The sequence below is a fragment of the Streptomyces sp. NPDC033136 genome, assembly GCF_055578235.1.
Genome location: NZ_JBVIPD010000003.1, coordinates 341,719 through 361,875, shown reverse-complemented (window position 1 = coordinate 361,875; position 20,157 = coordinate 341,719). Strand labels below are relative to the sequence as shown.

Below are 20,157 nucleotides of genomic sequence, written 5' to 3'. Positions count from 1 at the left end.
TGAGGTGCCTTCTCGGGGGCGCGGGGCGGCGCTGATCAGCGGCTCCGCCGCGGGGCGCGATCCGCCGCATACGACCCGCACGCACCAGACAACGGAACTCGGCGGACGCTCACGCCCCCCAGCCGGCCTGTTCCCCGCCGACCCGCTCGGCCACGATCTGCTCGGCCCACCCGGACCGCCGGTACGCGGCGATGGGGTCGGGGTCCAGCCCCATCTCCTCCCGGACCTCCCGCAGCAGCGGCCGCACGTCCGTGTTGTACGCGTCCATCAGCACGGCATTGGCCTCCAGCACGTCACCGCCGCGCTGCGCCGCGTTCAGCGCGTCGCCGTCGACCAGCAGTGCCTTCGCCGTGGCCTCCTGCACGTTCATCACCGACCGGATGATCGCCGGGATCTTCGCCTCGATGTTGTGGCACTGGTCGAGCATGAAAGCGACCTCCGGTGAGAACCCACCGCCCCGGATCACCTCGTACATGATCCGGAACAGCTGGAACGGATCCGCGGCCCCGACCATGAGGTCGTCGTCCGCGTAGAACCGCGAGTTGAAGTCGAACCCTCCGAGCTTCTCCTCGCGCAGCAGCGTCGCCACGATGAACTCGATGTTGGTCCCCGGCGCGTGATGCCCCGTGTCGACCACGACCTGGGCCTTCGGCCCGAGCTTCAGGCAGTGTGCGTAGGCGGTGCCCCAGTCCGGCACGTCGGTCGTGTAGAACGCCGGCTCGAAGAACTTGTACTCCAGCAGCATCCGCTGCCCGTCCCCGAGCCGCTCGTAGACCTCGGCCAGCCCCTCGGCCAGCCGGTCCTGCCGGCCCCGGATGTCGTCCTGCCCGGGATAGTTCGTCCCGTCGGCGAACCACAGCTTCAGATCACCGGATCCGGTCGCATCCATGATGTCGACGCACTCCAGCAGGTGGTCGACGGCCTTCCGGCGCACGGAAGCCTCCGGATGACAGATGCTCCCGAGCTTGTAGTCGTCGTCCTGGAAGGTGTTGGAGTTGATCGCGCCCAGCTTCACGCCGCGCTGCTCCGCGTGCTTGGCCAGTGCCGCGTAGTCGTCGACCTTGTCCCACGGAATGTGCAGGGCCACCGTCGGGGCGACCCCGGTGAACTCGTGCACCTTCGCCGCGTCGTCCAGCTTCTCCTGCGGGGTGCGGGGAACGCCCTGCTGCGCGAACACCTTGAACCGTGTCCCCGAGTTCCCGTAGGCCCACGACGGCGTCTCGACGGCCTGTGTCTTGAGAGCGGCCTTCGCCGCGGCGAGCTCGGTCACGTCAGGCTCCTGTGACATCGGGTCGTAACGACCATCGAATGAAACGATTCAGGACGCGAAGCTATGGGTCCCCCGAAGGGGTGTCAACCCCTCCAACCATGAAGGCTTCCCGTGACTCACGCGTGACCTTCTGTCCTCGAAACTTTTTCGACCGGAACCCATTGACGTGACATGCGCACCGCGCCTAACGTCCCGGCAACCCAGTTGAAACCTTTCACGACGCCGGGAGGGCCGTCCCGCCGGCGTCGTCGAGGAGCCCCCATGACCCACCCGTCCACCACGGGTCCGGCCCCGGTTCTGGCGCTGAGGGACGTCTCCAAGTCCTTCGGCGCCGTCCGGGCACTGCGGGACGTCTCCCTGGAGCTGTTTCCCGGGGAGGTGCACGCGCTCGCCGGTGAGAACGGCGCCGGCAAGTCCACCCTCATCAAGACGCTCGCCGGAGTGCACCGGCCGGACGCCGGCCACGTGCTGCTCGACGGTGCGCCCGTCGCCTTCCACGGCCCCGGCGACGCCCGCGACGCCGGCATCGCCGTGATCTACCAGGAGCCCACGCTCTTCCCCGACCTGTCGATCGCCGAGAACATCTACATGGGCCGCCAGCCCCGGCGCGCCCTCGGCCGGATCGACCACAAGGCCACGCACAACGCGACCGCCGCCCTCATGGAGCGCCTCGGAGTCGAACTCGACCCCGGCCGGCCCGCCCGCGGGCTGTCCATCGCCGACCAGCAGATCGTCGAGATCGCCAAAGCCCTCTCCTTCGACGCCCGCGTCCTGATCATGGATGAGCCGACCGCCGCGCTCACCGGCAGCGAGGTCGCCCGCCTCTTCGGCGTCGTCCGCACCCTGCGCGAGCAGGGCGCCGCCGTGCTGTTCATCTCCCACCGGCTGGAGGAGATCTTCGAGGTCTGCCAGCGGGTCACCACCCTGCGCGACGGCGCCTGGATCGCCAGCGAGCCGCTCGCGGGCATGACCGAGGACGACCTCGTGCGCCGCATGGTCGGCCGCGACCTCGACGAGCTGTACCCCAAGCAGGACGTGACGCCGGGCGAGGTCGCCCTGAGTGTGCGCCGGCTGACCCGCGAGGGTGTGTTCACCGACGTCTCCTTCGAGGTCCGGCACGGCGAGATCGTCGGCCTCGCGGGACTCGTCGGCGCCGGACGCACCGAGGTCGCCCGAGCGGTCTTCGGCATCGACCGCTGGGACGCCGGCGAGGTCTCCGTCCACGGCAGGCCCCTGGTCAACGGAGCGCCCTCCACCGCCATGGCCGCCGGCCTCGCCCTGGTCCCCGAGGACCGGCGCGCCCAGGGGCTGGTGATGGACATGTCCATCGAGCGGAACATCGGCCTCACCGGGCTGCGCACGACGGTGAAGGCCGGGCTCATGGACCGCGGCGCCGAGCGCAGCCGCTCCCTCGACTGGGCCGTCAGGCTCCAGGTCAAGTACGCCCGGATCGCCGACACCGTCAACACGCTCTCCGGCGGCAACCAGCAGAAGGTCGTACTCGCCAAGTGGCTCGCCACCGGCCCGAAGGTGCTGATCGTCGACGAGCCGACCCGGGGCATCGACGTCGGCACCAAGGCCGAGGTGCACCGGCTGCTGTCGCAACTGGCCGCCGACGGGGTGGCCGTCCTGATGATCTCCTCCGACCTGCCCGAGATCCTCGGCATGGCCGACCGCGTGCTGGTGATGCACGAGGGCCGCCTCACGGCCGAGATCCCACGTTCCGACGCGACCGAGGAAACCGTGATGGCCGCAGCCACGGGGAGGGCCGCCGCATGACGGTCGTGACCCCACAAGAGGCCCCCGTGGCCGACGTGCCCAAGTCGAGCGGCACCCGCCTGGCCGACCGCGTCTTCAAGATGCGCGAACTCGCCATCCTGGCCGTCTTCCTAATCATGATCGGCGTCACCCAGGCCGGCAACAGCGAGTTCCTGTCCGAGCAGGGCATCAAGGACCTGCTGCTGAACGCGACGATCCTCGTGCTCGTCGCCACCGGCCAGTCCCTCGTCGTCATCACCCGCAACGTCGACCTGTCCGTCGGTTCCACGCTCGGCATCAGCGCCTTCGCCGCGGGCCTCTACCTCCAGGACGGCGGCAATCCGGTCGTCGCGATCGCCCTGGCGGTGCTGCTCGGCATGGGCTTCGGACTGCTCAACGGACTGCTCGTCAGCCTCGGCCAGGTGCCCGCGCTCGTCGTCACCCTCGGCACGCTCTACATCATCCGCGGCATCGACTCCATCTGGGTCGGCTCCCGCCAGATCACCGCGGCCGATCTCCCCGGCGGCTTCGTCGACTTCGGCTCCGGCGGCATCTCGGCGGTGCCGTACCTGGCGCTGGTCGCCCTGGCGGTCCTCATCGCCACCGCCTACTACCTCAAGCAGTTCGCCAGTGGCCGCGAGCTCTACGCACTGGGCTCCAACCCCGAGGCCGCCCGCCTCGCCGGCATCCCCGTGCGCAAGCGGATCCTCGCCGCGTACACCTTCTGCGGCGCCCTCGCAGGACTCGCCGGCGCGATGTACCTCGCCCGGTTCGGCAACGTCGACTCCGGTACCGGCTACGGCTATGAACTGACCGTCGTCAGCGCGGTGGTGGTCGGCGGCGTGGTCTTCACCGGCGGCTCCGGCAGCGTCTACGGCGCGGCACTCGGCGCACTGCTGCTGACCTCGATCAACAGTGTGCTGCCCGCCCTCGGCGTCAGCTCCGTCTGGGTGCTCGCCATCAACGGCATCCTGCTCATCCTCGCCATCGCGGTCGACCGGATCGTCGCGCTGCGCGTGGCCTCCGCCCTGAAGAAGAGGAACGCCCGCCATGGCTGACATCTCCCCGAGCCGAGCGGTCCGCTGGTCCGCCCTGAAGAGGTGGGATTCCGCCGTCGGCGCCCTGCTGATCGTGGTCCTGCTGTTCTCCTTCGGCTTCGTCGACGGATTCGGCAACGCGTTCAACCTGTCGTTCCTCATCGGCAGCACGCTGCCGATCGCGCTGATCGCCCTGCCGATGACCCTGCTGGTCGTCTCCGGGGAGATCGACCTGTCGGTGGCCTCGACGGCGGGCCTGTCCGGTGCCGTGATGGGCGCCCTGTGGAACCAGGGCATGGCCATCGAGACGATCATCCCGATCTGCCTGCTGCTCGGTGTCGTGTGCGGGCTGGTCAACGGCCTGCTGGTGACCAGGCTGGGGCTGCCGTCCCTCGCCGTCACCATCGGCACGCTCGCCGCCTACCGGGGGATCGCGCAGATCGTGCTCGGCTCCGACGCGGTGACCGACTTCCCCACCCCGTACCTGGACTTCGCGGCAGGACGCATCGGCGACACGTTCATCCCGTACGCCTTCCTCCCGTTCCTCGTCCTCCTCGCCATCGCCGTGGTCGCGCTGCACGCCACCCCGTTCGGGCGGTCGCTGTTCGCGATCGGGGCGAGTGAGGAGGCGGCGCGGTTCGCCGGTATCCGCGTCAAGCGGCAGAAGCTGCTCCTGTTCACGCTGACCGGCCTGATGGCCTCACTCACCGGCGTCTTCTGGGCGCTGCACTACGCCAGCGCCCGCTACGACAACGCCACCGGCCTCGAACTGTCCGTCGTGGCCGCCGTACTGCTCGGCGGTATCGACTTCGACGGCGGCAAGGGCACGCTCGGCGGCGCCATCGCCGGGGTGTTCCTGCTGGGGGCGCTGCAGAACGTCATGAGCCTCCAGGACGTCTCCGCCCAGTCGCAGATCGTCGTCACCGGCGTTCTGCTCGTCCTCTCCGTGCTCGGCCCCCGGGTCGCACGGCAGATCTCCGTAGCGAGGGCGGGCCGCAGAGCCGCCTCGACTCCGGCCTCGTAACCCAGCCCCTCCTCGTAAAGGACCATCGTCATGCGTAAGTCAACCCTCCGCCGCAGCTGCGCGGCACTCGCCACCGCCACCTCCCTCGCCCTGGCGCTCACCGCCTGCGGTGGCGGCACCACCAAGAAGGACGTGCAGAACGAGGGCGGTTCCGCCGCCGCGGCCGGCAAGGCCGACCCGAACGCCGAGCTGAAGAAGGGCCTCACCGTCGGGTTCCTGCCCAAGCAGGTCAACAACCCGTACTTCACCACCGCCGACAAGGGCGGCGAGAAGGCCCTGAAGGAGCTCGGCTCCACCTACAAGGAGGTCGGTCCGTCCAGCGCCACCGACACCTCCGGCCAGGTCTCCTACGTCAACACGCTCACCCAGCAGCAGGTCGACGCGATGGCCGTGTCCGCGCAGGACCCGGGCGCCCTGTGCACCGCGCTCAAGCAGGCCATGAAGAACGGCATCAAGGTCGTCACCTACGACTCGGACACCACCGCCGACTGCCGCAACGCCTTCGTCTCGCAGGCCTCCGCCGAGGACCTGGGCCGTACCGAGGTGCAGCTGCTCGCCAAGCAGATCGACTACAAGGGCGAGATCGCGATCCTGTCCGCCGCGCAGACCGCGACGAACCAGAACACCTGGATCGACTTCATGAAGGACGAGCTGAAGAAGCCCGAGTACAAGAACATGAAGCTGGTGAAGGTCGCCTACGGCAACGACGACGCCCAGCAGTCCTTCCAGCAGACCCAGGGCCTGCTCCAGGAGTACCCGAACCTGAAGGGGATCATCTCCCCGACCACCGTCGGCATCAAGGCCGCCGCCCAGTACCTGTCGGGCTCCAAGTACAAGGGCAAGGTCAAGCTGACCGGCCTGGGCACCCCCAACGACATGCGCAAGTACGTCAAGAACGGCACCGTCGAGGCCTTCGAGCTGTGGGACCCGGCGAAGCTCGGCGAGCTGGCCGCCCGGACCGCCGTCGCCCTGTCCTCCGGGCAGATCACCGGCAAGGAGGGCGAGACCTTCAAGGCCGGCTCCATGGGCGAGTACACCATCGGCAAGGACGGCGTCATCAGCCTCGGCAAGCCGACCGTGTTCGACGCCGAGAACATCGACCAGTTCAACTTCTGATCCCCGCGGGCCGATCCCCGCGGGCCGATCCCCGCGTTCCGATCACCGCGTTCCGATCACCGAAAGGGCTGTTGATGCAGCGCGTGTGCTTCCTGCTGAAGGTCCGGGCGGACCGCCTCGACGAGTACCGCGAGCGGCACGCCGCCGTGTGGCCCGAGATGCTCCAGGCGCTCTCGGACACCGGCTGGCACAACTACTCGCTCTTCCTGCGCGAGGACGGACTGCTCGTCGGCTATCTCGAGACCGAGGACTTCGCGGCCGCCCAGGCCGGAATGGAAGACACCGACGTCAACGCCCGCTGGCAGGCTGAGATGGCGCCGTTCTTCGAGTCGCTGGACGGCGCCAGACCCGACGAGGCCATGAAGCCACTCACCGAGGTGTTCCACCTCGCCTGATCCCCAGCTCGCCTGATCCCCCCAGGCTCGGGACACCCCGGTTCGCATTCCCCCCGCTTCGCGCGTCACCCCAGACTTGAGGATGACCCGCTCGATCGAATCCCTTTCCCACCCCTGCCCACCCCTCACCCCCCGCCTCACACGACAATGGAGTCCCCTGAGATGAAGAGACGCACACTGCTGGGCGCCGCCCTCGCCGGTGCCGTGGTGACCCCCGCCCTCGGTTCCGGCACCGCCCGGGCCGCGGACCCGGGCCCCTCGGTCACCCTGACCGGCAGCACTCTGCTCGACTCCCAGGCCATCTTCTTCGTCTCCTACGACGGTCTGGTCAACAACAACGCGTTCCAGAAGAACGGCCTGCTGACCTACAAGGGCTACCAGTACGCCGTCTGGTACACCGCCGACCGCAACGCCGTCGTCGGCCGCCGCAAGTTCCCATCGAGCACCTGGCAGACGGTCAAGGTCGGCCACACCCTGCGGTACAACGACTCCCACAACGTCATTTCCATGGGCGTCTCCGAGGTCGACGGCCGGCTGCACCTCAACATGGACTCCCACAGCGACGGCTTCACCTACGTCAAGTCGGTGGCCGGCCTCATGGACAACCCGGACGGGATGAGCTGGACCGCGAGCCGCTTCGGCGCTCCCCAGTCCACCCTCGACGGGCTCGCGCTCACCTCGCAGTTCACCTACCCGCAGTTCATCTCGACACCCGAGGGCAGGCTCCAGCTGAGCTACCGCGTGGCCGTCTCCGGCAACGGCCGCAACGCGCTGGCCGAGTACGACGGCACGTCCTGGAGGAACCTCGGCGAGTGGAGCAGCTCCACCGGCACCTACAGCAGCGAGCACGGCTCCTCGACGGCCCGCAACATGTACCTGCACGGCATCGACTACGACAAGAACGGGCGCCTGCACTCCTTCTTCACCTGGCGCGAGCAGAACGGCGCCGTGATGTGCAACAGGGGCGGCATCACCAACCACGACACTGGCTACGTCTACTCGGACGACCGCGGCCGTACCTGGCGCAACAACGCGGGCACCGTCGTCGGCACCACCGGCACCTCCGACCGGGTCTCCGTCACCGACGCCGGGCTGGTCGTGGACCCGCTCAACCCGGACCACTCGCTGATGAACCAGGAGGCCCAGTTCACCGACTCGGCAGGCCTGCCGCACGCGATCATCAGCTACGTCCCCGGCCGCTTCGGCCAGTGCACGACGAACTACGTCGCCAACCGCACCGCCAACGGCCGTGCCTTCCACGTCCGCAAGAACTCCTCCGGCGCCTGGCAGAAGACCGAGATACCGGTCCCGCTCAACTCCAGCCAGCGCACCAAGCTCATCCTCGACAAGTACGACAACGCGTACGCGATCTTCCCCTTCTGCCGGATCGCCGGAGCCTCCAAGGCGTCCGGGTACACCGACTGGAGGGTCCTGTACGACGGCGTCGCCGCCGGGCTGAACGCCTTCGGCGAGGTCGTGATCGACGAGATGCGGATCGCGCAGGACAACTTCCTGTCGGTCATGTACCAGGAGAAGTCCAGCGGTACCACGCCCTCGGCGCTCCGCTCGCTGAACTTCCGGCTGCCCGCCTGACCACGACCGGTTTCCGGGGCGGCGTGCCGGTAGGGTGATGCCGCCCCGGCCGCCGCCCCCCACTCGACTCCCTCTGGAGGTCCCTGCCCGATGGCCCAGTCGGTGGGTATCAAGGACGTCGCCCGCGTCGCCGGAGTCTCCGTCGGCACGGTCTCGAACGTGATCAACCGCCCGGACACGGTCGCCACCGAGACCCGGGCCCGCGTACTGTCCGCGATAGACCGGCTCGGCTACGTCCGCAGCGAGTCCGCCCGCCAGCTGCGCGCGGGCCGCAGCCGCATCATGGGGCTGCTCGTCCTCGACATGGGCAACCCCTTCTTCGTCGACGTGGCGCGCGGCGCCGAGCGCGCCGCACGCCAGGCCGGACTCGGTGTGATGGTCTGCAACAGCGCCCAGAACCCGGACGAGGAGGCCGAGTACCTGTCGCTCTTCGCTGAGCAGCGCGTCCGGGGCGTGCTGCTCACCCCCGCCGACGCGACCGGCCGCAACATCGAGGCGTTCCGCAGGCACGGCATCCCGTTCGTCCTGGTCGACCGGGTCGCCGAGGGGACCACCGAGTGCTCGGTCTCCGTCGACGACGTGGCGGGCGGCGCCCTCGCGGTACGCCATCTCGTCGACGCCGGGCACCGCTCCCTCGCCTACGTCAGCGGGCCGCCGGGCCTGAACCAGGTACGCGACCGCCGTACCGGCGCCCTCGAAGCGCTGGCTGAGGCCGGGCTCGGACCCGACGCGCTGCGCGAGCTGCCCACCGAACGGCTCGACGTCGCCGCCGGCCGGGACGCCGGCGCCCGCCTGCTCGGCCTCGCCGACCGGCCGACCGCCGTGTTCTGCGCCAACGACCTGCTCGCCCTCGGCGTCCTGCAGGCCATGTACGCGGCGGGCGTCGGCGTCCCCGACGACCTCGCCATCGTCGGCTACGACGACATCGAGTTCGCCGCCGCCGCGGCCGTGCCGCTCACCTCGGTCAGACAGCCCGCCGTCACCATGGGCGCCATGGCGGCCGACCTTCTCCTGGAGGAGACGGAGGAGGAGGGCCCGGCCCGGCCGCACGAGCACCGGCGGGTTGTGCTCCAGCCCGAGCTGGTGGTCCGCCGCTCCAGTCTGTCCGCACGCTGAGGCTGAACGGCCGTTCAGCAAGGTTTCATGATCGAAGGGCTCACCCGCGGGCGTTCCCTGTGATGGACTGGGACGCGGCCGACCATCCGTCCGTCCCGGGAGCCCTGTTGACCTTCAGCTACCGCCAGCCCGGAGTCGTCCTCACCGACCGCCGCTTCACCGTCCCCCTCGACCCCGCCCGCCCCGAGGGCGAGACGATCGAGCTGTACGCCCGCGAGGTCGTCGCGAGCGACAAGGCGCACCAGGACCTGCCGTGGCTGCTCTATCTCCAGGGCGGACCCGGCTTCGGCGCGGACCGCTCCATCGGCCGGCCCGGCTGGCTCGGCAGGGCCCTGAAGGAGTACCGCGTCCTGCTCCTCGACCAGCGCGGTACCGGCCACAGCACACCCGCCAACCGCCAGACCCTCCCGCTGCGCGGCGGCCCCGCCGACCAGGCCGACTACCTCACGCACTTCCGCGCCGACTCGATCGTCCGCGACTGCGAGGCCCTCCGCGCCGAGGTCACCGGCGGCGCCCCCTGGACCGTCCTCGGTCAGAGCTTCGGCGGCTTCTGCGCGACCAGCTACCTGTCCCTCGCCCCCGAGGGCTTGGCCACCGCCGTCATCACCGGCGGGCTGCCCGCCGTCGACGCCCACGCCGACGACGTCTACCGGGCCGCCTTCCCGCGCATCGAACGCAAGGTCACCGCTCACTACGCTCGCTACCCGCAGGACGCCGAACGCGCTCGCCGCATCGCCGACCACCTGCTCACGCACGACGTGGTCCTGCCGAACGGCCACCGGCTCACCGTCGAGGCGTTCCAGTCCCTCGGCATCGTCCTCGGCACCGGCGACGGTACCCACCGCCTGCACTACCTCCTGGAGAACGCCTTCGTCCGCACCCCGCAGGGCTTCGCGCTCTCCGACGCGTTCCAGGAGCAGGCGCAGGCCATGCTCTCCTACGCCCGCCACCCGCTGTACGCCCTCGTCCATGAGTCGATCTACGGCCAGGACGAACGGCCCACCGCCTGGTCCGCCGAGCGGGTCCGAGCCGAGTTCCCGCAGTTCGACGCCGCCAAGGCCCTCGCGGGTGACGAGCCCCTCCTGTTCACGGGAGAATCGATTCACCCCTGGATGTTCGACTGCGACCCGGCCCTGCGACCCCTGCGCGAGAGTGCCGACCTGCTCGCCGCCCGCACCGACTGGACCCCCCTGTACGACCCGGCCCGCCTCGCCGCCAACGAGGTGCCGGTCGTGGCGGCCGTCTACCACGACGACATGTACGTCGACACGGCCCACTCCCTGCGCACCGCCCGCACGATCCGCGGCCTGCGCACCTGGATCACGGACGAGTTCGAGCACGACGGCATCCGCACCGGCGGCTCCCGCGTCCTCGACCGGCTGCTGGCACTCGTGCGGGGCGAGGCCTGATGCCGTGCTGGACGCCCGGTGACGCGGGTGGCGCGGATTAGTCTGCCGGCATGACGACCACTCAGCTCCAGCCCATGCCCGGTGACTGGCGACGCGCCCTCGCGGTCGTGGCGCACCCGGACGACCTCGAGTACGGCTGCTCGGCGGCGATCGCGACCTGGACCGACGAGGGCCGCGAGGTCGCCTACGTCCTCGCCACCAGGGGCGAGGCGGGCATCGACACGATCGAACCCGAGCGGTGCGGGCCGCTGCGGGAGCGGGAGCAGCGGGCGAGCGCGGCGGTGGTGGGCGTCTCGGAGGTGGAGTTCCTCGACCACAGGGACGGCGTCGTCGAGTACGGCACCGCCCTGCGCCGTGACATCGCCGCCGCGATCCGCCGCCACCGGCCCGAGCTGCTCATCACGCTCAACCACCGGGACACCTGGGGCGGCGTCGCCTGGAACACCCCGGACCACGTGGCCGTCGGCCGGGCCACGCTCGACGCGGCCGGCGACGCCGGCAACCGGTGGATCTTCCCGGAACTCGTCGAGCGGGGCCTCGAACCCTGGGACGGCGTGCGCTGGGTCGCCGTCGCCGGTTCCAGCACCCCCACGCACGCCGTAGACGCGACACCCGGCATGGAGCGCGCGGTGCGCTCCCTGCTGGAACACCGCACCTACATCGAGGTCCTGACCGACGAAGAGCCGGAGACCTACGTCCGCGGCTTCCTGACCCGGCACGCCGAGACCACGGGGGAGCGGTTCGGGGGCAGGCCGGCGGTGGCGTTCGAGCTGTTCGGCAGATGACACGGATGACGGGGGAGACCATGACAGGCAGCGAGGAACCGGCCGATCGGTTCGAGGAGCACCGAGGCCGGCTGGAAGCCGTCATGGACGTCACGATCACCGGCGGCCGGATCGCTGGCATGTACGTCCTGGCCGACCCCGAGCGGCTGGGGCGCCCGGAGGTGCCCGGGCTCGCGGGCTGATGCGGGCCGCGGTGACCGGCGGGCCGGCGGTGCGGCGCGGGTCCACGGCCCGCCCCGCCCGGCGGAGGTGGTCCGCAGTCGGACATCTCATCGGTGAGTTGTCGTTTCGTATGCTGAACGGCATGCGAGATCACCACGCCGCGCGAGCGGAACTGCGCGGCGACTGCGAGCGATGCTTCGGGCTGTGCTGCGTCGCCCTGCCCTTCGCGGCCTCGTCCGACTTCGCGGTCGACAAGGACGCCGGCACACCCTGCCGCAACCTCCGGGCCGACCACCGCTGCGGCATCCACGCCCGGCTGCGGCAGAAAGGGTTCACCGGCTGCACGGTCTACGACTGCTTCGGCGCGGGACAGCAGGTCTCGCAGGTCACCTTCGGCGGGCAGGACTGGCGGACCGGGCCGCCGGAGCAGGCCCGCCGCATGTTCGACGTGTTCCCGGTCGTCCGCCAGCTGCACGAGCTGCTCTGGTACCTGACCGAGGCGCTCGCCCTGCCCGCGGCCCGCCCGGTCCACGCCGATCTGCGCAAGGCGCTGGAGAAGACCGGTGAGCTCACCGGCCTGAGCGCAGGGGAACTCGCCGGGCTGGACGTGGCGGCCCACCGCCAGGAGGTCAACGTCCTGCTGCTGCGGACCAGCGAGCTGGCCCGGGCCGGCACCCGGGGCCGCGGGAAGGACCGCCGGGGCGCGGACCTGATGGGCGCCCGCCTCAAGGGCGCCGACCTGCGCGGTGCCAGCCTGCGCGGCGCGTACCTCATCGCCGCAGACCTCACCGGCGCGGACCTGCGGGGCGCGGACCTGATCGGCGCCGACCTGCGCGACGCGGACCTCACCGACGCCGACCTGACCGGGGCATTCTTCCTCACCCAGCCGCAGCTGAACGCGGCCCGGGGGAGTGCCGGCACCCGCCTCCCCGAGTCACTGACCCGCCCCGGGCACTGGACGGCTCAGGCCTGAGGACGCGATCCGGTGCCCGGGCGCGAGTCGCCGTTCCCGGGCAGTGGGCGGCGCAGGTCTGAGCCGTCCAGTGCCCGGGCTGAGTGATCCGTCCCGGCCGGGCGCTGGGCAGGGGGAAGGTTCCGGGGCGCCACCCGTTTTCCCGGCTCACTCACCCGCCCTGGGCACCGGGCAGCGCCGGTCTGACGCCTGCTCGCGGACCGGAGACCGGCGTTCCGGGTGCAGTCGCAGGCCCTCCGGCATCAGCGTCAGCCGCTCCGTCACGCGCAGCCGGTAGGCCGGGTCGGAGCGCAGCTCGTAGCGGCGCAGCAGCAGGCCGAGCACCAGCGTCGCCTCGTGCAGGGCGAACTGGCGCCCGATGCACGCCCGTGCCCCCGTCCCGAACGGCTTGTAGGTGTGCGGGGCGCGGGACCGTACCGCCTGCGCCTCGAAGCGGTCCGGGTCGAACCGCTCGGCGTCCGCGCCCCACACCTCGGGGTCCCGGTGCAGCATCGGCGTCAGCACCAGCGCCCATGCCCCGCGCCGCATGGGATGCTCCCCGGCCAGCACGGTGTCCTCCCGGGCCTCCCGGGAGAAGGCGGGCGCGGTGGGCCACAGCCGCAGTGACTCGTCCAGCACCCGGCGTACGTAGCGCAGTCGGGCCACCTGCTCGTACGCCGGTTCCGCCGTGCCGCCCCACACCCGGTCCACCTCGGCGCGGGCCCGGGCCGCGACCTCGGGGTGGCGGGAGAGGTAGTGCAGGGCGAAGGAGAGCGCGCCGGACGTCGTCTCGTGGCCGGCGACGAGGAAGGTGATGACCTGACGGCGGACATTCCGCGGCTCCAGCCGCTCCCCGGTCTCGGAGTGGGCCGTCTCCAGCATCCGGTCGAGCAGGTCCCCGTCGCCGCCGGTGGCGCGCCGGGCCCGGATCAGCTCGTCGACCGTGCGGTTGAGGTGGGCGATGTCGGCCGCGTTGCGCCGGCTCGCACTCCGCAGCAGCAGCGGAGCCAGCGGGAAGGGCACGGTGTTGAGCCGCTGCGCGTAGGTGAGCGTGCCGACCATCGCGGTCACGAAGGGGTGGGGCCGGCCGTGTTCGAACGACCCGAAGTCGTGCCCGAAGCCGGTGCGCGCGATGGTCTCCAGCGTCAGCTTGGTCATGTCGCCGGGCACGTCCACGGCCTGGCCCGTCGCCGCCGCCCGGTCCCAGTGCTCCGTCAGGCGCCGCGCGACGGACAGCATCATCGGGTGGTAGCCGGCCATGGCCTCGCGGCTGAACCCCGGGGCGAGCACGTCGTGCGCCAGCTGCCAGTTGGGCTCGTGGTTGTACGCCGTGAACAGGCCGTCCCCGGCGACCGGCCGCAGATTGGCGATGCCGAGCCCCACGTGCTTGGCGAACCGTGACTCGTCCGCGAGGTCGGCCGCGTGCCGGGCACCCCAGACGAACACGAACTCCTTGCCGAAGGCCTTCCGCCGGAACACCGGCCCCAGTTGGCGGGCACAGCGCAGCGAGTCCTGCAGAGGAGTGCGCCGGTCCACGCCCACCACGTCACCGAGCAGCGGGACCCGGCGCGGCGGGTGCGGGATGCGCTCCAGCTCCGGCCAGCCCAGCTCGGCACTCCGGAACCCCTTGGACTGCCCGGCCCGTATCGGCGTCTCCGTCATGACGCGATCTCCCTTGATCCGGCGGCGGGTTCGCACGTGTTGTACGTGGGTTCAATAGGGCGTATCAGTCTGGTCCCGTTGTTGAACCGGCGTCAAGTAAAGTGCGGGCATGGCCGCGAACCAGGGCGGGCGCACGCGCCGCCGGCTCAGCACCGAGGAGCGCCGGGAGCAGCTCCTGTCGGTCGGGGCGCGGCTGTTCTCGGAGAGCCCGTACGACGACGTGTGGATCGAGCAGGTCGCCGAGATCGCCGGGGTGTCGCGCGGTCTGCTCTACCACTACTTCCCGGCCAAGCGGGACTTCTTCGCGGCGGTCGTCGAGCGCGAGAGCGAGCGCATGCTGCGCATGACGTCGGCGGTGCCCGGCGTGCCGGTGCGCGAGCAACTCGAGGACGGGCTCGACACGTTCCTCGGGTACGTACAGGCCCATGCCCACGGCTACCGCGCCTTCCACCGCGCCGACGCGGCCGGGGACCAGGCGGTGCGGCGCGTCTACCAACGGGCCCTGGCCGCCCAGGAGCGGCAGATCCTCGCCGCGCTCGCCGCGGACCCCGAGTTCGGGCCGTCCTTCGAGGCGCGGCCGGAGGTGCGGCTGGCCGTGCGCGGCTGGCTGGCGTTCACCACGGCCGTCTGCCTGGAGTGGCTGCGTGACACGGAGTTGGACCGGGACCAGGTGCGCGCGTTGTGCGCCCGCGCTCTGCTGGGTGTCCTCACGCCCTGAAAGGCCTCGCAAGGATCGGGTGACCTGGTTGGCGTGCACTCCGATCTCCGATAGGTTAGGTGAGGCTTACCTAAGGAGGTCTGGGATGGGTGACGACAGCCACAGCTGGACGGCGGCCCCCGCCGCCGCGGAGCAGGCGCGCTCGGTGCTCGCCGCCGCGTGGTCCTGCTCGGTGACCGCGGAGGGCGCGCGGGAGGAACTGGTCGGCGCGCACACGGTCGCCGAGGACGGCCGGGTGCTCGTGGAGGTGCCCGAGGACAGCGCCCTGCTTGCGGCCGCCGTCTGCGCGCCCCGCGGCGAGCCGTCGGCGGTGCTGGAGTTCGCCGACGTGGCACCCGTCCCCGTCCGCAACCGGATCCGCGCCCGGCTGTGGCTCGCGGGCTGGTTCGCCGTAGAGGAGGGCCGGCTGGCCTTCACGCCCACGCGCGTGGTGCTGTGCCAGCCGTCCGGTGCCGTGGTCGTGGACCTCGCCGACTTCACCGCCGCCGCGCCCGACCCGCTCACCACGGCCGAGGCCAGGCTGCTGACCCACCTCGCCGACTGCCACGCCGACGCGGTCGAGCGCCTCACCCGGCTCGTCGACCCCGACAGCCTGCACGCCGTGGTCCGCGTCCAGCCGCTCGCCGTCGACCGGCACGGGCTGACCCTGCGCATCGAACGCGCCCGCACCCACGGCGACGTACGCCTCCCGTTCCACGCGCCCGCCGACGACGTCGCGCAGCTCACCGAGCGCATGCACGTCCTGCTCGGCCAGGCGGCCGCCGCCTCCTGCCCCCGGGCCCTACAGCGGCAGCGCACAGACGGCGACCGGTGACGGGAACGGCTCTCCGGCGCGCCGCAGTTCGCCGTTCTCCTCGTCCACGTGGAAGACGGTGACGGTGGACGACTTCTGGTTCGCGGCGAACAGCAGCGTGCCCTCCGGCGAGAAGGCGATCTGGCGCGGGAAGTCCCCGCCCACGGGCACGGTGCCGAGCAGCCTGAGCCGGGCGCCGTCCGCCTCGACGGCGTAGCGCGTCAGGCTGTTGTGACCGCGGTTGGCGAGAAAGGCGTACCGGCCGTTCGCGGTCACCAGGATCTGCGCCGGGTAGCTGGTGCCCGAACCGGTACCCGTGGACTGCGCCTCGCCGACGGCGACGCGGCCGGACGCGGGGTCGTACGAGCAGACCGCCACCGTGTTGCCGACCTCGTTCGCGAGGTAGGCGTACCGGCCGCCGGGGTGGAACGTCAGATGGCGCGGCCCGGCGCCCGGCCGGGTCCGCGCCCGCGCGATCTCGGTGAGCGTGCCGGCCTTCTCGTCGAGCCGGTACGTGTAGACCGTGTCCGTCCCCAGGTCGACGGCGAGGACATGGCCACCGTCGGGGCTGGTGATGATCTGGTGGGCGTGCGGCCCCTCCTGGCCCGGGCCGGGCGGCGGGCTGGAGTGCCGCACGAGGCCGGTGCGCTCCCCGAGCGCCCCCGAGGCGTCGATCGGATGCACGGCCACGCTGCCCGAGCCGTAGTGCGCGCTGAACAGCCAGCGCCCGCCCGGATGCACCGACAGATGGCAGGGAGCCGCGCCCCCGCTGCTCCGGCTGCCCAGCACCTTCCGGTCGGCCAGGCGGACGGCGGTCACGGCGCCGTCCTCCCGCTCGTTCACCGCGTAGAGCGTGCGGCGGTCCGGGTGGACCGCGAGGTACGACGGGTCGCCGACGCCCGTGATCGTGCCCGTGCCGGTCATCCGGCCCGTCGCCGCGTCGTACGTCGCCAGGCCGATGCCCTTGCCGCCGCCCTCGACGGACGTGTAGGTGCCGAGGTGGACGGTGCGGGGCCCGGAGGGGCGCCGGGCCTCGCGGGACGGGCTCGTACCCGCCTCGGGAGCAGCCGTCGGAGTCGTCGCGGGCGCGGGTGCGTCGTCGCAGGCCGGCAGCGCCGCCGCGGCGGCCCCGCCGGCCAGTGCGCCGGCGAACCGGCGCCTGCTCCAGCCACTGTCCATGGGTCGTCCCTCAGGTCGTCGCTCGTCCCCGTCGCGACAGCCACCTTGGCGTGGATCACCCGCCGGGTGCAACAACGGCACCGGGCGTTGCGCGAGGCGCGGTCCGCCGCTCACCAGTCCCCGTCCTCGACCGGCTCGCCCGGCGCGTCCTTGAGCCGTCGCACCTGCCCGGGCGCGGGCTGCTGCCAGGGGTCGTGGTCGTCCCCGAGCCAGTCGCCGACGGGCTTGACGGCCTGGAGGGCATCCGTGGCGGCCAGGTCCTCGGCGTCCTGGTCGTAGTAGTCGAACCAGGGCAGGCCCGCGCGGGTGTACGCGGCCCGGTCCACCGGTGACGGCGGCGCGGCCTCACCGGTGATGCGGCGCCACTCCGGCGGCGTCACCAGGTGCACGAACACCCGACCCGCGGGCCGCTCCGCCCAGTCCGTCAGCGGCCGGTCGTCCTCGTAGACCTCCTGCCGCATGGAGCCGCCGACACCCAGGCCCATCGCGGCGGGCGCGCGGGGCGGGCTCGCCGGGGCGGCGCCGGCGGCGGGCGCGGGGGCCGCCCCGGGCGCGGGCGGAGCCGCCACGGGCATCGCGGCACCGAAGCCGCCGGACGCGGGCGGAGCCGCCATGGGCATCGCGGCGCCGAAACCACCTGGCGCGGCGCCACCCGGCCCGCCCCCCATAGCGGCGCTCGGCGGCGGCATCGACCGGGCACGCTCCGCTCGCTGCCGCTCCTGAGCACGCCACCGCCCCAGCTCCCGGTCGTTCAGCGCGAAGGACTGCAGCTGTACGCCGCCCCATACCTCCTCGCCCGTGACCTGGCCCTCGACGGTGGCGCCCAGACCGAGCGGGACGGCCACGAACTGACGCACCGTGCCCGTGCCGGAGTTGATGCCGTCCAGCCAGGGCTGCCGGGGGAGTACCACGTAGTTCTGCGGGTCACGGGCCAGGGCGTCGCTCCAGGGCCGGCCCGAGACCGCGCACACCTTGCCGACGCCGACCTGAAGCGCGGCCGGTTCCGAGGTGCCCGCGAAGTTCATCCACATCGCCTCGCGCAGATACACCGGCAGCATCACACCGCCCCGGGCCCGCCACGCCTCAGGCACCCTGTCCGCGTAGTCCGCGACGCGCCGGACCGGGAACTCGCCCAGCCCCGGGGGCAGCGGATGGGTGCCCGTCTCCGGCAGGCGCAGGGTGCGGATGAACCGCACGGCCGCACCGCCCGGCAGCCGCAGAGTGTTCCCGTCGATCCGCACGGTGGTGTCGGCCATCGGCCCGCTCCCTCGCCCCGGGGCCGGCCCCCTGCCGGCGCTCCCTCAGCGAGAACGCCCGCCGAGCCCCGTCCGGTTCCGCCACAACTGCTCCTGCACGCCCAGACGCTCACGCACGCGGGTCAGCCGCGGCATCCGGGCGCGCTGTTCCGCCGACACCCGGTCCAGCTCCTCGAACAGGCGCTTGGTGCGGTATTCGGTGTCGAGCTCGTCGAGAATCCGGTTGACCTCCGTGAGGACGGCGCCGAGGAGCTGCCAGTGCCGGGTCTCGCGGTCGGCTTCCTCACGCAGCAGCAGGGCCAGCTTGTCGCGGGTGCCGGCCGCGGCGCGCAGTTCAGCGGCGAGACGTTCCTCCGCCGACTCGGCGCTCACGCTGAGATCGGTGGTCACCAGCACCGAGAAACTCACCACGGCATCGGCGATCTGTGACAGCAGTTGTTCCAGCGCGGCGCCCGTCTCGGCCTCGAACAGCCGCTTCGGCTCCCGCTCCTTCGCGAGGTCGGTGAGGGAGCGCGCGAGCACGCGCAGGACGACCGTGCAGATCTCCAGCGTGTCCAGACCGGTGCGCAGCACCACCCGGTGCAGCAGGCCCTCGCGCACCCGCGGGTTGAGCCTCAGGCTGTCCTCGGCCTGCCGGAGGGCGGCGTCCACCTCGACGATGTCGTGGTCCAGGCGCCGCGCCTCGTGCAGTTGCTCCGCCGCCCGGTCCACGGGCGTGCCCCCGGCGGCCTGTTCGCCTATCCGCAGCATCAGCTGCCGCAGCCGGCGAGCCAGGCCCTCGATCGACTCGCCCGCCTCCTCCACCCACACCGGCGGAGCGAGCAGCAGATTGCAGCCGAGCCCGACGACCGCGCCGATCAGCGTCTCCACCACCCGGGCCCAGGCGGTGTCCCCGACCGTGGTGACGCCGAGGACGAGCATCGCGCTGATCGCCACCTCGGGTACGTACTCCTCCACCCTCACCAGCCGCCCCACGGCCAGCGAGGCCACCAGCAACAACGCCAGGCTCCACCAGGTCAGACCCACCAGCAGGCTGAACGCGATGGCGACCAGCACCCCGGTCACCACGGCGTTCACCCGCCGGAAGCCGTTGGTGAGGGTGGCGTACAGCGTCACCTGAACGACCAGCAGCGCCGTCAGGGGAGCGGTGAGGGGGGCCGGCTCGGGGCTCAGCCGCAGCGCGATGACGTACGCGATCGTCGCCGCGGTCGCGGACCGCAGCGTCTGGACGACCACGGGGTCCCGCCGCTTCCTCACGATCCGTGTGGCACGGGCCGTCCATTCACGTACCTCTGGCATCCTCGGGCTGCTCCCCTTTCCCTGGCACAGCGGACTCCCCTGGCACAGAGAATTCCCCTGACACAGCGAACACGTCCATGAAGGACGTTAATGCCGGGGGAAAACGCGGGCGACCGAGGGGGCCTTCAGGCGTGGAGCTTGTCGAGGAAGGCGGCCAGATGGCCCGTGGTCCGCTCGATCTGCTCCTGGAGAGTGAGGCTCTCCTCGAAGCGGCCCCCGGACTCCGGCACCTTCCTCCCGCGTACGTACAGGGAGCAGGCGAGGTCGGTGCACATGTACGCGCCGACCGAGTTGCCCTCGCGGCCCGCCGCCCCCGCCTTGGGCGCGGTCATCAGCGACACACCGCCCCGCGGGTGCGTCGTCAGGCACAGCGAGCACATGCTGCGATGCAGGAATCCGCGCCGCGCGGCCTGGAACCGCATCGCCACGCCGACGAGGCGCCCTTGGTGCTCGGTCACCAGATAGCTCCGGTCGGGCGCTCCGGGGTCCCGCCACCCCAGGAAGTCGAGATCGTCCCAGGGCCGCTCGGCGAGGTCCCGGGGAACGGCCAGACGCTTGGCCTCGCCCTTCGAGCAGTTGACAAAGGAGTTGCGGATGTCCTGCTCGGTGAGTGATCTCATGGGAGGGCTCCTG

19 protein-coding genes are annotated in these 20,157 nt (G+C 71.6%); 13 read left to right on the top strand and 6 right to left on the bottom strand.

Annotated elements, in window-relative coordinates:
* Positions 1-109: 109 nt before the first annotated feature.
* On the bottom strand, positions 110-1,270 hold the full coding sequence (gene rhaI, locus ACZ5TL_RS07345; protein WP_468588401.1) for an L-rhamnose isomerase: 1,161 nt from the start codon (positions 1,268-1,270) through the stop codon (positions 110-112).
* Positions 1,271-1,531: 261 nt separating this feature from the next.
* Here rhaI and ACZ5TL_RS07340 point away from each other — a divergent pair, with 261 nt between their 5' ends.
* From ACZ5TL_RS07340 to ACZ5TL_RS07290, 11 genes are all read left to right on the top strand, one after another.
* Positions 1,532-3,049, top strand: a complete 1,518-nt coding sequence (locus ACZ5TL_RS07340) for a sugar ABC transporter ATP-binding protein (protein ID WP_468588400.1) — start codon at positions 1,532-1,534, stop codon at positions 3,047-3,049.
* On the top strand, positions 3,046-4,086 hold the full coding sequence (locus ACZ5TL_RS07335) for an ABC transporter permease (RefSeq protein WP_468588399.1): 1,041 nt from the start codon (positions 3,046-3,048) through the stop codon (positions 4,084-4,086). The genes ACZ5TL_RS07340 and ACZ5TL_RS07335 overlap by 4 nt, the downstream gene beginning before the upstream one ends.
* Complete coding sequence (locus ACZ5TL_RS07330) at positions 4,079-5,089, top strand: ABC transporter permease (protein ID WP_468588398.1); 1,011 nt, start codon at positions 4,079-4,081, stop codon at positions 5,087-5,089. The genes ACZ5TL_RS07335 and ACZ5TL_RS07330 overlap by 8 nt, the downstream gene beginning before the upstream one ends.
* Before the next feature lie 30 nt (positions 5,090-5,119).
* Positions 5,120-6,205, top strand: coding sequence for a rhamnose ABC transporter substrate-binding protein (rhaS, locus tag ACZ5TL_RS07325; protein WP_468588397.1), 1,086 nt, complete (start codon positions 5,120-5,122; stop codon positions 6,203-6,205).
* Between the two features lie 74 nt (positions 6,206-6,279).
* Positions 6,280-6,600, top strand: coding sequence for an L-rhamnose mutarotase (locus ACZ5TL_RS07320; RefSeq protein WP_468588396.1), 321 nt, complete (start codon positions 6,280-6,282; stop codon positions 6,598-6,600).
* A gap of 162 nt (positions 6,601-6,762) precedes the next feature.
* Positions 6,763-8,193 (top strand): BNR repeat-containing protein, encoded by a 1,431-nt coding sequence (locus ACZ5TL_RS07315; RefSeq protein ID WP_468588395.1) that lies wholly within the window; start codon positions 6,763-6,765, stop codon positions 8,191-8,193.
* Positions 8,194-8,283: 90 nt separating this feature from the next.
* Positions 8,284-9,309, top strand: a complete 1,026-nt coding sequence (locus ACZ5TL_RS07310) for a LacI family DNA-binding transcriptional regulator (RefSeq protein WP_468588394.1) — start codon at positions 8,284-8,286, stop codon at positions 9,307-9,309.
* A gap of 107 nt (positions 9,310-9,416) precedes the next feature.
* Positions 9,417-10,718, top strand: a complete 1,302-nt coding sequence (locus tag ACZ5TL_RS07305) for an alpha/beta fold hydrolase (protein ID WP_468588393.1) — start codon at positions 9,417-9,419, stop codon at positions 10,716-10,718.
* A gap of 50 nt (positions 10,719-10,768) precedes the next feature.
* Positions 10,769-11,503, top strand: a complete 735-nt coding sequence (locus tag ACZ5TL_RS07300; protein WP_468588392.1) for a PIG-L deacetylase family protein — start codon at positions 10,769-10,771, stop codon at positions 11,501-11,503.
* A gap of 20 nt (positions 11,504-11,523) precedes the next feature.
* A complete protein-coding gene (locus tag ACZ5TL_RS07295) occupies positions 11,524-11,685 on the top strand; it encodes a hypothetical protein (RefSeq protein ID WP_468588391.1) in 162 nt (53 codons plus the stop codon).
* A gap of 110 nt (positions 11,686-11,795) precedes the next feature.
* A complete protein-coding gene (locus ACZ5TL_RS07290; protein WP_468588577.1) occupies positions 11,796-12,638 on the top strand; it encodes a pentapeptide repeat-containing protein in 843 nt (280 codons plus the stop codon).
* 147 nt (positions 12,639-12,785) lie between these two features.
* Here ACZ5TL_RS07290 and ACZ5TL_RS07285 read toward each other — a convergent pair whose 3' ends face one another.
* Positions 12,786-14,279: a cytochrome P450 gene (locus ACZ5TL_RS07285; RefSeq protein ID WP_468588390.1), complete on the bottom strand. Its 1,494-nt coding sequence runs from the start codon at positions 14,277-14,279 to the stop codon at positions 12,786-12,788.
* A 109-nt stretch (positions 14,280-14,388) separates the two neighbouring features.
* Between ACZ5TL_RS07285 and ACZ5TL_RS07280 the strand changes: the two genes are divergently transcribed.
* Together ACZ5TL_RS07280 and ACZ5TL_RS07275 are read left to right on the top strand one after the other, a co-directional pair.
* A complete protein-coding gene (locus ACZ5TL_RS07280; protein WP_468588389.1) occupies positions 14,389-14,997 on the top strand; it encodes a TetR/AcrR family transcriptional regulator in 609 nt (202 codons plus the stop codon).
* Positions 14,998-15,082: 85 nt separating this feature from the next.
* The gene (locus tag ACZ5TL_RS07275) at positions 15,083-15,811 is read left to right on the top strand and encodes a DUF2470 domain-containing protein (RefSeq protein ID WP_468588388.1); all 729 of its coding nucleotides are present in this window, start codon (positions 15,083-15,085) and stop codon (positions 15,809-15,811) included.
* Here the strand turns inward: ACZ5TL_RS07275 and ACZ5TL_RS07270 are convergent.
* The 4 genes from ACZ5TL_RS07270 to ACZ5TL_RS07255 form a co-directional block, all read right to left on the bottom strand.
* On the bottom strand, positions 15,779-16,969 hold the full coding sequence (locus tag ACZ5TL_RS07270; protein ID WP_468588387.1) for a lactonase family protein: 1,191 nt from the start codon (positions 16,967-16,969) through the stop codon (positions 15,779-15,781). The two genes, ACZ5TL_RS07275 and ACZ5TL_RS07270, sit on opposite strands and share 33 nt — an antisense overlap.
* 110 nt (positions 16,970-17,079) lie before the next feature.
* Positions 17,080-18,225 (bottom strand): hypothetical protein, encoded by a 1,146-nt coding sequence (locus tag ACZ5TL_RS07265; RefSeq protein ID WP_468588386.1) that lies wholly within the window; start codon positions 18,223-18,225, stop codon positions 17,080-17,082.
* A 45-nt stretch (positions 18,226-18,270) separates the two neighbouring features.
* On the bottom strand, positions 18,271-19,524 hold the full coding sequence (locus ACZ5TL_RS07260; RefSeq protein WP_468588385.1) for an FUSC family protein: 1,254 nt from the start codon (positions 19,522-19,524) through the stop codon (positions 18,271-18,273).
* Between the two features lie 125 nt (positions 19,525-19,649).
* Positions 19,650-20,144: an FBP domain-containing protein gene (locus ACZ5TL_RS07255; protein WP_468588384.1), complete on the bottom strand. Its 495-nt coding sequence runs from the start codon at positions 20,142-20,144 to the stop codon at positions 19,650-19,652.
* Positions 20,145-20,157: the final 13 nt, after the last annotated feature.